The sequence below is a fragment of the Geminicoccus sp. genome (genome assembly GCF_036263595.1).
GTDB lineage: Bacteria > Pseudomonadota > Alphaproteobacteria > Geminicoccales > Geminicoccaceae > Geminicoccus.
On the sequence record NZ_DATAGQ010000120.1, the window covers coordinates 58,351 to 69,705 of the forward strand.

Genomic DNA, 11,355 nt, shown 5'->3' on the forward strand with positions numbered 1-11,355 from the left:
CGGCTTCGAGCGAATGGTGGAGGGCGCGACATGCTGCAAAGGAACATGATCCCCGCATGGTTGGCGCTGGCGGCCTGCATGGCAGGGACCGCCCAGGCCGAGGTGGCGTCCGACGCGGTCCAGCTGGGGCCGCGGCCGTTCGCGCTGGTCGACGACATGGACGAGGGCGCGCTCAAGACCCGGCTGCAGCGCTGCACGGGACCGTTCCGGCGAAGCGACTTCTCGATCGCGCACCGCGGCGCACCGCTCCAGTTCCCGGAGCATACCCGCGAATCCTATGTCGCGGCCGCACGCATGGGTGCCGGGATCCTGGAATGCGACGTAACGTTCACGGCAGACCGGGAGTTGGTCTGCCGTCACGCGCAGTGCGATCTGCACCAGACCACCGACATCCTGGCGATCCCCGATCTCGCCGCCAAATGCAGCCAGCCGTTCACGCCGGCCGATCCAGCGACAGGCCGCAAGGCCTCCGCCCAATGCTGCACGAGCGACCTGACGCTCGCCGAGTTCCGGCGGCTGCGCGGCAAGATGGACGGCTTCGATCCTGAAGCGACGACCGTGGCCGGGTTCATGGACGGCACGCCCGACTGGCGGACGGAACTTTATGCCAGCCGCGGCACGCTCATGACCCATGCCGAGAGCATCGAGTTGTTCCAACAGCTTGGCGCCCGTTTCACCCCGGAACTGAAGGCGCCGGACGTGCCGATGCCGTACGAAGGTGACTTCACCCAGGCGGACTTCGCGCAGGCCCTGATCGACGAGTACAAGGCTGCCGGGGTCGACCCGGCCACCGTGTTTCCCCAGTCGTTCGACCTCGACGATGTACGCTACTGGCTGCGTGCCGAGCCCCTGTTCGGCGCCAACGCGGTATTCCTCGACGGGCGTGACGAAGCCGACCCGGCCTTCGATCCACTCGATCCCGCCAGCTGGCAGCCCGGCATGAAGCAATTGGCCGACCAGGGTGTGCGGATCATCGCGCCGCCGATCTGGATGCTGCTCACCCTGGACGGCCAGCAACGGATCGTGCCGTCTCCCTATGCGAGGCAGGCCAGGGCCGCGGGCCTCGACATCATCGCCTGGTCCCTGGAACGCTCCGGCCCGCTCCAGGGAGGTGGCGGATGGTACTACCAGTCGGTGGCACCGGCGATCGACGATGACGGCGACATGCTGGAGGTGCTGGACGTGCTCGCCAAGGATGTCGGCGTGCGCGGGGTGTTCTCGGACTGGCCGGCAACTACCAGCTTCTATGCAGGCTGCATGGGCCTGCCCTGATCCGCACGGTCGGGCGTTGAACAGCAAAAAGCACCGGGCCACGCGGACCCGGTGCTTCGCAAAAGGATGCAGGCGCCGTCAGTGACTTGCCTGGGCACCGCTTGCATAGAGTTGCATGTAGCGGGTCGTCACCTCGGACAGGTGCTCGTCCAGCCACTGCGCCATCGACTGCTCTTCGCGCAGCGACTGCTGCAGGAGCGGAATGCTGTCGCGGAAACCACCGGCCTCGGCCATCGTGATCAACGACTTGTAGCTGGCAGCTTCGAAGTTCTCGAAGGCGAAGTTCGCAAACGAGTTCTTCAGGATCTCGTCGCCGGTCACGCTATGGCCAAGGGCGGCCATGTTGCCCATGAACGACGCGCCCATGTCCTTGATCGAGGAATGGGATTCGTCCAGCGACGACAGGATCTGCTCGAGCCGCCCGATCTGGCCGTTGGTCTCCTCGACATGCGCACGCATCCGTGCGGCGACTTCGGGATACTGCTCGATCCGCTCGATCTGCCGGTTCATGAGCGACAGGGCCTGGTTCTCCAGGGCATGCGCATCCCGCAGACCAGTGATGAACAGGGATCGAGTTTCTGAACTTTCCGCCATCTACCTTCTCCCAATATTACCTGCCGATTGAACAGGGCGCTTCGAGCGAGGTTCCGAGAAATCCGATGGCTTCCCGCCATGCGTTCCTGTCGGCGAGGCACCCCGCGGCCTTTGGATCGTCACCTCGATCTGGTACAGGCAGGATCCGATCGTTCGTCATCAACCGGAGGCAAAGCGTCCATGGTCCAAGAGCAGCTCGAGCGGCTGGACCTGTTCGCAGGCCTCCCGGCCGGTATCCTCCGTGACCTCGCCGCAAAGTGCAGCCTGGTGGAGCGCCCGGCCGGCGACGTGCTCGACGATGGATCCGGCGCCGAGGTCGCCTGCGTCTACCTTGTCGTGGAAGGCATGGCGGAGGTCCTGATCGGCGACGACAAGACGAAGCTGGTCCCGGTCGGGCGGGTGGAGGCGGGCGGCCTGATCGGCGAGTTCAGCGCGATCGCTGGCGCACATGGCGGCTGCACCGTGCGCACGACCGTCCCGACCCGCCTAGTCGTGATCCCCCGCCAGCTCTTCCGGAGCCTGGTCGAACAGCATCCCCCGGTGGCCGTCTATCTGCTGCAGGACATGATCTCGGTGATCAGGGGGATGAACGATCGGTTGGCATCCCTCAAGGATGCTCATTCGGAGTTCGATCGTATCAGGAGCCAGCTGTTTCGCTTCATCGCTTGACGCCTGTCGCGGCACGGCGCCACGTCTGCCGACTGCTAGCGATCCGCATGCCGTGCATCGCTGAGCAGGCAACCGTCTGCACATGCTGCATCGAGGCGACATGAACCGATCCGCTGCCTCCCCGGTCCGTACCGTCCGCCTCACCTTCGGTTCGCCCCCGCCCGGTGCGGACGCGCCGGTGCGCAGCGACCTGTCCTGCGCGACCGTCCGCGGGAACCATCTCTGGGTGGCGACCGACGAGGGGACGCGGGTCGAGCGGCTGACCCGCACCGCCGACGGCAGCTACGACGAGCACGAGCCGGTCGATCTCGTCCGCATGCTGCGACTGCCCATGGGCAAGAAGCAGGAGATCGACATCGAGGGCATGCATGTCGAGGAAGACCGGCTCTGGCTGGTCGGTTCTCACGCGCATACCCGCGACAAGCCGGACCTGGCGAAGAACGCCCCGGCCGAAGCGATCGCGCAACTCGGACAGGTCGACGAGAATCCCAACCGGTGGATCCTGGCGCGCATCCCCCTCGCCTGCTTGTTGCCCTCCGAAGACGAGGCCGCGGCGAAGACCCAGGCGGATCCGCCCGCCCGGCTGAGTGTGTCGAAGAAGGGCTCGGCATTGCTGGATCTCCTCGCGGGCGATCCGCACCTGGCACCGTTCATGGCGCTGCCGGCCAAGGAGAACGGCTTCGACATCGAGGGCATCGCGGCGCGCGGGCAGCAGGTCTTCCTGGGCCTGCGCGGCCCGGTCCTGCGTGGCTGGGCGGTGATCCTGGAACTCTGCCTCGAACCACGCGCGGGCAAGCTCAAGCTCAAGCGGTTGGGCGCCAAGGGCCCGCGCTACAGGAAGCATTTCCTCGACCTGGAGGGCTGCGGCGTCCGCGACCTGTGCTGGCAGGGGGAGGACCTCCTGATCCTGGCCGGCCCAACCATGGTGCTGGACGGTGCGGTCCGCCTGCATCGGTGGAGGCCGCCCGCAGGTAGCGCCGACAGCATCACCAAGGCTTCGGACTGCCCGGCCATCATGGACCTGCCCTCCCGCCGGGGCAGCGACCGCGCCGAAGGCATCGCCCTGCTCGAAGGCTCGGCCGAGCCGGAACTGCTGGTGGTCTATGACGGTCCGCATCCGGACCGGCTGCACGGCGGCGGCAGCGTGGATGCGGACGTCTTCGTTCTGACAGGTTGAGCCGGAGGCCCGCCGCAGGAGCCATCCCTCGTGCCACGGTGGTCCCCGCTGCCGGACTCGAACCGGCATGCCTTGCGGCGAGCGATTTTAAGTCGTTCCAATCAGTGTCGATGAGCCTTACTCAAGTGAGATCCCGTGAGCTCAAGCGGCTGAAGTAGAACGCTTTTTGGTCGATGATGTTTTACCGTCTCTTCCCTTCTTTACCGCCGTGTGCTACCTCAGGAAGAGCAAGGTAGCACCATGGTAGCACCGGCTCGCTCCCATGGCCCTCTCCTTCCAGGAGACGAGACGGCATGGCTGGAAGGGCGAAGCAGGCACTCACGAAACGAGTTTGTGATGCTGCACAGCCAGCTGCGAGTGCGGACGGCAAGCTCAGCGAAGCAACCGTGTGGGATGCGACCGTTAAAGGTTTTGGCCTGCGAGTGTCGGCAGGAGGTTCGAAGGCGTTCGTGCTCATGTACCGCGCTGGGCGTGGTCGGGCTGCGCCTACGCGGAAGCTAACGATCGGAACCTACGGCAGCCCACATACGGTCGAGACTGCCAGGAAGGAGGCACGTCGGATCCTTGGTCTTGTAGCTGAAGGCAAGGACCCTGCCGGCGAGGCCTCCGAGCAACGAAGAGCCAAAGTGGCCGGTAAAGCACCAAGAGGCAGTGTCGGCGCGGCGATCGAGGAATGGCTGGCGCGAGACCAGGCGTCCAATCGTTCGGCAGCGCAGGTCAAGCGCGTGCTTGAGCAGAACGTGATGCCGAGCTGGCGTAATCGGCCGCTCACAGAAATCCGCAAGCGCGACGTAATCGAGATCATGGATGCGATGGTCGATCGCGGTGTGCCAGTTCAGGCGAACCGCACGTTGGCCTACCTCAAGCGCTTCTTCCGATGGGCGGCCGGCAGAGACCTGATTGAAGCGAACCCCGCCCAGTTCGTGGAAAAACCAGCGCCAGAAACCCAACGCGAACGAGTCCTAGATGATGCGGAGCTAGTCGCGATCTGGCGTGCGGCGGAGCTCATGGGAGCGCCATTCGGTCACGGCGTTCGCCTCCTGATGCTGACAGCAGCTCGGCTACGGGAAGTGTGTGCTGGCTCTTGGGATGAGATCGACTTGGCCAGCGCGACAATGAAGCTGGCGGCGGTCCGATCGAAGAGCGGGGTCGGAAGAGAAATCCCGTTGAACGCCCCTTCCCTCGCAATCCTGCAGAGTCTGCCAAGGTTTGCCAACGGCCGGTGGCTGATTACGTCGAATGGAGAGAGGCCCTTCTCCGGCTTTAGTAACGGCAAGGCCCGTCTTGATGCACTTGCTCAAGATCTTCGTTCAGCCACTGGGACGGCTGAGCAGATGGCCCCTTGGACGCTCCACGACTTCCGCAGGACCACCGCTACCGGTCTCCAGCGCCAGGGTGTGCGCTTGGAGGTCATTGAGACCGTGCTGGGGCACGTTTCAGGCAGCCGCGCCGGGATAGTGGGAACCTACCAACGGCACCGGTTCCGAGATGAGGCTCGGGTCGCTCTGGATGCTTGGGGACGACACGTGGAAGGCCTTGTGACCGGTAAGCAGGTGAATGTGATCACCTTGCGCAAGGAGGCAGTGTGATGCGTCGGCGTATCGTCGGGACCGGGATCACTCAGAAGCAGGTAACCACGTTGGTCGAGATGACCACACGTGGCGTGCGCGAGGATCCTGGTCTCGCTCAGAGAACATCCTTTGGCGGGTTCGCCCAGTTCGCTGATGATGTGAGGGAATGGGCCGTCAGAACACTAGAGGCCGAAGGGTTGCCGAGCAGAGAGAGCCGATATGTCCAGGTAAAGGATGGAAGCTTCCTTGATGTCAGCGGGCACACCTTCGCGGAAGTCTTCCAGATGGACCTTCGCTGCGCCCCCGGTCAGAAGCGCCCCATTGGCACGAACATAGAAGGCGTAGTCAAAGAGGCCGGTTTGGGGCTCGACAGCCCGGCAGGCTACGCAGCAGCCATGCTAACATATCTTGATCGCGCCGAAAAAAGCCGGGAGGGCGGGCGTGTCGACTCCGCGATGGAGTGGTCGTTGCGATTAGGAGAGGCGGCGGCTGAAGCGCGGATGAAGTTCAGATGGGAAGAGCACGCTCTTCGCGGGCAGAACAACAAAGAAGTACTTGCTCGTAACCAGCCTAAATCGAACGCCACACGCCATAACGAATCAAAAAAAGAATGGGCCATTTGGCAGAAAAAGGCTGATGAACTTATTCTAGAGTTCCCGACCTACAAGAAGACCCCGATTGCTGGAAAAACCAGCAAGTGGTTATTTGAGAAGAGAGAGGCGGAAAAAGATCAAGAACGGGAGGCACTGAAGCTTGGCCTCCCTTACCATAATGACGCTCCAACGATCGTCAGATCACAAGACGCCATTGCTCGCCGGATCACGACTGATCGGAAAGCTTAGCAGGCCTTCCGATCTGGCCTGTGCTTCACAATGCCCGTTATCCCTCACGTGAGGTAGATGGGCATGTCGCTCTTCCCCCTTCGAAACGTCGACGACGCTTCCAGGTATCTTTGGGACAAGTACGGGATCAGCCGTCGGCCGCCGACGCTCAACAAGCTGCGCACCATCGGTGGCGGGCCAGCCTTTCGTAAGATCGGCAGCCGACATATCGCTTATGAGGAGGCCGCGCTCGATGCTTGGGCTCAGTCGCTCATCTCGAAGCCGCTGACCTCGACCTCGTCGCCGCGTCAGGCGGCCTAGCACTAATGGCGATGGAGTTGTGCGGCCGGGCTGCGACCCCCGACCGCACTGGCGATGGTGATAGCGACTATAGCGTCATCAGGACCGAAACGAAAGCCAACACGCCGATCTGGCGGACCAACTCCGGCGACCACCGCCGCGACATCCGTGCCTGCCACCACGACCTCATGAGGTCCGTCTTCGACCGCACTGTCCGCCTCGGAAGGGCGGTGGTCGCCGCCAAGGCGGATGTGCTGCATGGTAACTCCGAGGCTTGGCTGGAGGCCGAGTGCGAGGTTCCGGTGCGGCGGGCTCAGGAGGCGGCTCAGATCGCGCGCTTCTGGGACAGCCTGCCGGAGGAAAAGCGCGGAGATCCGCGCTTTCAATCGGTCAATGCAGTGCTGAAGGCAATGCGCGGTGACAAGCCGTCCAAGCCCCAGCCTGTCGTGATCGATCTCCAGCCGGATCCGGTGCCCTTCGACCTGGCGACCATGCCCAGAGAGGCCATGACGCTGGTCGAGCTGGCCAAGGTGCACGAGAGCCACCCACAGGTCGCGGCCAAGCTGCTGGAGGCGGCTCGCATCCTGCGGGACAGCCTGCTGGCCGGGGCCCCTACCGACGCCAGCCAGCAGCCGTCCAAGCCGCGGCCCTTGGCGGTGCAGATCAAGCGGCACATCAGCACCGATCCTGAGCAGCGTGAGCGGCGCCTGAGCCAACTGCCCGCGAGTGAGCTGGCACTGGCCAAGCGCCTGAACCCGTCGCTCTCCAGCAGGCGGGAGGTGGTGCCATGAGTAACTCCAGGCGCCATCCCGATTTGCCCTTCGACTGCCAGGTACTGACGCCGCTCATGGTGGCCGAGGCGCGGACCGAGCTCGGGCTCGACCTGAGCAAGCTGGGCGTTGGCCGACACACGGCCACCTGCCTGCAGTGCAAGCAGCAACGTCGCAACAGCCCCGTCCGGCTCATTATCGACACCCGGGTGACGCTCTGGCGCTGCGACGGGTGTGGCAGCGGCAGGAGCTATAGCTCCATCCCTAGCAATTCTGCCACTCGGAGGGCGTCATGACCGGCGCCCTCCTGGCTGGCGGCCCGCACGACGTCACGACCCTCACGAGCACCGCACGTCTCGCCGCCCACAAGACGATCACAGCCCGTGGTGGTGGCTACGACACCGTCGGCTACGGCAAGGCGGCCAAGTTCTCGGCGTCGGTGGCCAATGTCGCGGACGCCAACATGCTCTACGAGCTGGCGCTGAAGCTGCAGACCTGCCCACACTCGTTCATCGTCCGTGGGGCAGTACGTGCGAATGCGAACCCGTACAGCATGCGCCGGCTTGCCCACGACAAGCACGATGAGCGGACGGGCGAGGTGGTCGAGCGCACGCTCGAGGAAGTACCCAGGTCATGGGCGATGTTCGACCTCGATGACGTGGAGACGCGCCGGTCGGACTGGTTTCATCCGTCCCACCTGATCGACGAGGTCCGCTGGACCATCGATCGGCACTTCCCGCCGGAGTTCCGCGGCTGCGCCTTTGTCGCCACTGCGACCAGCCAGGCCGGCCTGACCGCCGGGATGAGGGCGCGGGTGTCCGTCTTGTTCGGCCGGCCTTGGCTGGGGCACGAGGTCGAGCGGGCGATGAAACATGTTCCGCTCGACTTCACGACGTTGAGGGTAGCACAGGCGATTTACACGTGTGCACCAGTGTTCATCGGCATGGCCGATCCGGTACAGCGGCGTGTGGCGTACTTTTGGGGTGATCGGGATACCGTGCCTCTGGTCGTGCCGCCGGCGCCACCAAAGCCCAAGATCGACCTGAGCAGCTTCCGCTCAACGCCGTGGGGCGGGGCTGGGCTGACCCTCGACCATCTCCATGACGCCGTTCTCCGCGCGACCAAAGGCGGCCGGCGAATGACCTTGTTCGGCTGTGCCGCCCGCTCCATGGACCTGATCCGCGAGGGCAAGGCCACCCACGACGAGGTCTTCGCCGCTTTGGGCTCGGCCGCCCTGTTGGCCGGCATCCCCGGCAGCCGTCAGGACATCGCCAAGCACATCTCCAACGGCCTGGCCCGTGGTGCGACGGGTGGCCTGCCATGAGCACCTATCAGGATCGCGCAGCTGCTGAGGCCAAGTTCGCTCAGGGCAAAACACCGGCCTATCAACCCGGCGGCCCATGGCCAGAGCCTGACCTGAACCTGATCGCGCATGAGCGCGCACCGGCACCGCGCTTCCCGATCGAGCTGTTCGGCAAGCGTGCCAGCGCCTGGATCAGCGCGGCAGCCGAGAGCAAGGGCGCGCCGGTCGACTTCGTGGCTTTGCCGCTCCTGTCCTCCATCGGTGCGCTGCTGGCGAACCATCGGCGGACCCAGCCATGGGGCGGCTGGACAGCGCCGCCGATCATCAACACCGCGAATGTCGGCCTGCCCTCGACCAACAAGAGCCCGGCCTATGATGCCGTGGATGGGCCGATCCGCGAGCTTCAGGACGAGATGAACCAGGACTTCGTTCAGGCGGTCAACGCCTACTATGCCGACTGCGTCCTGCAAAAGCAGGCGCGCCAGACCTGGGAGAATGAGGTCAAGGAAGCGGACAAGCAGAATCTGCCGCCGCCGGAGATGCCCGAGAAGGCCATGGAGCCACAGAAGCCGCGGCTCAAGCGGCTGAGCATCAACGACACCACGACCGAGAAGCTGATCCGACTGTCCGCGGAGAACAAGACTGGGCTGGTCTGGAAGCGCGACGAGTTGGCCGGCCTGTTCGGCACGCTCGACAAGTACGGCGGCAGCTCCGGCTCGGACCGTGCCGTGCTCCTGGAGTGCTTCGAGGGGCGATCCTACGCCGTCGACCGGGTGAAGGACGAGGGCACGCCGATCATGACGCCGTCCCTGGCCGTCGCGATCGTTGGTGGCATCCAGCCGGACCGGCTGAACAGCATGCTGCTGTCCGGTGATGACGACGGACTGGCGGCACGCTTCCTCTATGCCTGGCCGGAGCGGATCCAACCGAGCCGGCCGAAGCAGGCGCCGGACAACGAGCACATCAAGGAGGCCTTCCGCCGGCTCCTGGATCTCGACCAGCAGGACGGGCGCGCCAGGCTCGTGACCTTCGAGGAAGCCGCAGCCGACGCTCTGGACGACCTTCGGATCAAGATCGCCGGGATGGAGGACAGTGCCTCGGGCCTGCTCCTGTCCTGGATCGGCAAGGTGCCGGGCTATGTGGTCCGCCTCTCCCTGATCTTCGAGTTTCTCTGGTGGTCGTTCGACCGGCCAGATGATCAGGTGCCGGCCTGGATCAGTGGCCGGGCGTTTGCCGACGCTTCCAGCTTCATGCTCGACTATGCGCTGCCGATGGCGCGTCGAGCCTTCGGCGATGCGGCGCTGCCGCAGTCGGAGCGTGACGCCGTGATGCTGGCCAAGTGGATCCTGGCTCAGAATCCCCGGCCTGAGACCGTGAACGCTCGTGCCCTCAGGCGCGCCGGCATCCTGAGCCAGAAGATCCCGGCCCGTTATGAGGCGGCCCTCGCGGAGTTGGTGGAAGCTGGGTGGATACGCTTCGCACCCGGCAGGCAGGGCGAAAACAAGGGACGTGCAGCCAAGGATTACGCTGTGAACCCTGTCGTTCGTGAGGCCGCATCATGACCAGCGGAGAGCCACCTATTGGCACTAATGACCCTATTGGCACTATTGGCACTAACGGAACAAACGGCAGACTGTGTTTTGAAGCCCCTCTCTCTCTTCTGCCGATAGCTCCTTCTGCCCCGGCTGATGCCGCTAGATCCGTTAGTGCCAATAGGGCCGTTAGTGCCGTTAGTGCCAATAGCTACGACCACGCACGGCGTGCCGCGGCCGAAGCCAGCATGCGTGGCTGGTCCCTCTTCCTGATCGGCAGCCAGCCCATGCTGCTGGCGCCAGTCGCAAGCCTGAGCCCGGCACTGATCGACCGGCTGCTCCAGTTTCGAACAAGCCTCGCCCACCTCCTCCATGAGATCCTGCCATGACGTGTCAGTGTGCAAGCTGCCTGCACAACCGGCTGTTGGGGATCGGCAGCCTACTTGCTCGTGGAAGGACGAGCATGGCGGCCACGGCCCTTCAGACGGTGACGTCCGAGCTTGGCGACTATGTCGCCAAAGCAAAGGCTGCTGCGCCCATTCGCCATCTGCGTAAGCCTCCCGGTTCAGCCATGGCTGTTCAGCGGGCTGAACGCCTCAGGCGCCTGCTGGCCACGCAGCCACAGCTTCGTGCAGTAGCGGCGAAAGCCTTGGGTGTTCGCCCAGCCGACGTCGACGCCATCAGCCAGGGTCGCGTGTTCCTCTCTGCCCAGCGCTGGCGGAAACTGTTCGACGCCGTTGAGCCTGTCGGCGACGACGCAGCATGAACAACACACCGGGGGTAGGACATCTTCCCGACCCCTTCGCCCTAGTACCGCTGTCGTCCCTTCTTGCACATAAAATGGAGGATTTACTTTGAAAAAGCCTGAAGGCCCACCAAAGCAACTGACTACGGAAGCAAAACGATGGTGGTTGCAGCTCTCCAGTGAGTACCAGATCGATGATGAGGCTGGCCTGCTGGTTCTTCAGACGAGTCTCGAGGCATTCGACCGGATGAGGGACGCACAAAAGCAGATCAAGAAGGATGGAATGACTTCCAAGGACCGCTTCGGGCAAACGAAGAGTCATCCGCTGCTGGCCGTTGAGCGTGATGCACGTGCGCAGTTGCTTGCTGGGCTGAAGGCCTTGAACTTGGACATCGAGCCCCTGAACGACCGGCCGGGCCGTCCGCCCGGCTCGAAGATGTAGGAAAAGCCATGCCCACCAAGCGTGTCCGCCGGCGCCGACACCGCGCCGAAAGCCTGAGTGCGTACCAGATCAGCTACCTGCTGGACTGCGCGCCGCCGGAGGTCCCGGAGTCGGATGTTTGGTGGCGCTATACGGAAGTAGGCTGTGACCGACCCGATT

The 11,355-nt window shown here is 64.2% G+C and carries 14 protein-coding genes; 13 read left to right on the plus strand and 1 reads right to left on the minus strand.

Annotation, left to right across the window (positions count from 1 at the left end; translation table 11 throughout):
- Positions 1–30: 30 nt before the first annotated feature.
- The gene (locus VHL31_RS11300; protein WP_329661315.1) at positions 31–1,272 is read left to right on the plus strand and encodes a glycerophosphodiester phosphodiesterase family protein; all 1,242 of its coding nucleotides are present in this window, start codon (positions 31–33) and stop codon (positions 1,270–1,272) included.
- A 78-nt stretch (positions 1,273–1,350) separates the two neighbouring features.
- On the opposite strand, the gene VHL31_RS11305 is transcribed toward VHL31_RS11300, so the two are convergent.
- Positions 1,351–1,866: a ferritin-like domain-containing protein gene (locus tag VHL31_RS11305; protein WP_329661316.1), complete on the minus strand. Its 516-nt coding sequence runs from the start codon at positions 1,864–1,866 to the stop codon at positions 1,351–1,353.
- A gap of 180 nt (positions 1,867–2,046) precedes the next feature.
- Here VHL31_RS11305 and VHL31_RS11310 point away from each other — a divergent pair, with 180 nt between their 5' ends.
- The 12 genes from VHL31_RS11310 to VHL31_RS11365 all read left to right on the plus strand — a co-directional run bounded on the left by VHL31_RS11310 (position 2,047) and on the right by VHL31_RS11365 (position 11,196).
- The gene (locus VHL31_RS11310; RefSeq protein ID WP_329661317.1) at positions 2,047–2,535 is read left to right on the plus strand and encodes a cyclic nucleotide-binding domain-containing protein; all 489 of its coding nucleotides are present in this window, start codon (positions 2,047–2,049) and stop codon (positions 2,533–2,535) included.
- A gap of 100 nt (positions 2,536–2,635) precedes the next feature.
- On the plus strand, positions 2,636–3,712 hold the full coding sequence (locus VHL31_RS11315; RefSeq protein WP_329661318.1) for a DUF3616 domain-containing protein: 1,077 nt from the start codon (positions 2,636–2,638) through the stop codon (positions 3,710–3,712).
- 293 nt (positions 3,713–4,005) lie between these two features.
- Positions 4,006–5,301, plus strand: coding sequence for a tyrosine-type recombinase/integrase (locus VHL31_RS11320; protein WP_329661319.1), 1,296 nt, complete (start codon positions 4,006–4,008; stop codon positions 5,299–5,301).
- Positions 5,301–6,125, plus strand: coding sequence for a hypothetical protein (locus VHL31_RS11325; RefSeq protein WP_329661320.1), 825 nt, complete (start codon positions 5,301–5,303; stop codon positions 6,123–6,125). The genes VHL31_RS11320 and VHL31_RS11325 overlap by 1 nt, the downstream gene beginning before the upstream one ends.
- 63 nt (positions 6,126–6,188) lie before the next feature.
- Positions 6,189–6,425 carry a hypothetical protein gene (locus VHL31_RS11330; RefSeq protein ID WP_329661321.1) on the plus strand — a complete coding sequence of 79 codons (237 nt, stop codon included), beginning with the start codon at positions 6,189–6,191 and terminating at the stop codon, positions 6,423–6,425.
- 5 nt (positions 6,426–6,430) lie between these two features.
- Positions 6,431–7,195, plus strand: coding sequence for a hypothetical protein (locus tag VHL31_RS11335; protein WP_329661322.1), 765 nt, complete (start codon positions 6,431–6,433; stop codon positions 7,193–7,195).
- On the plus strand, positions 7,192–7,470 hold the full coding sequence (locus VHL31_RS11340) for a hypothetical protein (protein ID WP_329661323.1): 279 nt from the start codon (positions 7,192–7,194) through the stop codon (positions 7,468–7,470). The genes VHL31_RS11335 and VHL31_RS11340 overlap by 4 nt, the downstream gene beginning before the upstream one ends.
- A complete protein-coding gene (locus VHL31_RS11345; protein WP_329661324.1) occupies positions 7,467–8,498 on the plus strand; it encodes a hypothetical protein in 1,032 nt (343 codons plus the stop codon). Before VHL31_RS11340 ends, VHL31_RS11345 begins: the two co-directional genes overlap by 4 nt.
- Positions 8,495–10,039: a DUF3987 domain-containing protein gene (locus VHL31_RS11350; protein ID WP_329661325.1), complete on the plus strand. Its 1,545-nt coding sequence runs from the start codon at positions 8,495–8,497 to the stop codon at positions 10,037–10,039. The genes VHL31_RS11345 and VHL31_RS11350 overlap by 4 nt, the downstream gene beginning before the upstream one ends.
- 218 nt (positions 10,040–10,257) lie before the next feature.
- A complete protein-coding gene (locus VHL31_RS11355) occupies positions 10,258–10,398 on the plus strand; it encodes a hypothetical protein (protein ID WP_329661326.1) in 141 nt (46 codons plus the stop codon).
- Positions 10,399–10,472: 74 nt separating this feature from the next.
- A complete protein-coding gene (locus VHL31_RS11360; RefSeq protein WP_329661327.1) occupies positions 10,473–10,775 on the plus strand; it encodes a hypothetical protein in 303 nt (100 codons plus the stop codon).
- Positions 10,776–10,863: 88 nt separating this feature from the next.
- Positions 10,864–11,196, plus strand: a complete 333-nt coding sequence (locus VHL31_RS11365) for a P27 family phage terminase small subunit (protein ID WP_329661328.1) — start codon at positions 10,864–10,866, stop codon at positions 11,194–11,196.
- Positions 11,197–11,355 lie beyond the last annotated feature (159 nt).

What these genes read in the sequence shown, in the direction of transcription:
- VHL31_RS11325 (WP_329661320.1), top strand. Translation starts at nt 5,301, where the DNA reads ATGCGTCGGCGTATCGTCGGGACCGGGATCACTCAGAAGCAGGTAACC.
- VHL31_RS11335 (WP_329661322.1), top strand. Translation starts at nt 6,431, where the DNA reads ATGGCGATGGAGTTGTGCGGCCGGGCTGCGACCCCCGACCGCACTGGC.
- VHL31_RS11320 (WP_329661319.1), top strand. Translation starts at nt 4,006, where the DNA reads ATGGCTGGAAGGGCGAAGCAGGCACTCACGAAACGAGTTTGTGATGCT.
- VHL31_RS11360 (WP_329661327.1), top strand. Translation starts at nt 10,473, where the DNA reads ATGGCGGCCACGGCCCTTCAGACGGTGACGTCCGAGCTTGGCGACTAT.
- VHL31_RS11310 (WP_329661317.1), top strand. Translation starts at nt 2,047, where the DNA reads ATGGTCCAAGAGCAGCTCGAGCGGCTGGACCTGTTCGCAGGCCTCCCG.
- VHL31_RS11330 (WP_329661321.1), top strand. Translation starts at nt 6,189, where the DNA reads ATGTCGCTCTTCCCCCTTCGAAACGTCGACGACGCTTCCAGGTATCTT.
- VHL31_RS11305 (WP_329661316.1), bottom strand. Translation starts at nt 1,866, where the DNA reads ATGGCGGAAAGTTCAGAAACTCGATCCCTGTTCATCACTGGTCTGCGG.
- VHL31_RS11315 (WP_329661318.1), top strand. Translation starts at nt 2,636, where the DNA reads ATGAACCGATCCGCTGCCTCCCCGGTCCGTACCGTCCGCCTCACCTTC.
- VHL31_RS11355 (WP_329661326.1), top strand. Translation starts at nt 10,258, where the DNA reads ATGCGTGGCTGGTCCCTCTTCCTGATCGGCAGCCAGCCCATGCTGCTG.
- VHL31_RS11300 (WP_329661315.1), top strand. Translation starts at nt 31, where the DNA reads ATGCTGCAAAGGAACATGATCCCCGCATGGTTGGCGCTGGCGGCCTGC.
- VHL31_RS11345 (WP_329661324.1), top strand. Translation starts at nt 7,467, where the DNA reads ATGACCGGCGCCCTCCTGGCTGGCGGCCCGCACGACGTCACGACCCTC.
- VHL31_RS11340 (WP_329661323.1), top strand. Translation starts at nt 7,192, where the DNA reads ATGAGTAACTCCAGGCGCCATCCCGATTTGCCCTTCGACTGCCAGGTA.
- VHL31_RS11350 (WP_329661325.1), top strand. Translation starts at nt 8,495, where the DNA reads ATGAGCACCTATCAGGATCGCGCAGCTGCTGAGGCCAAGTTCGCTCAG.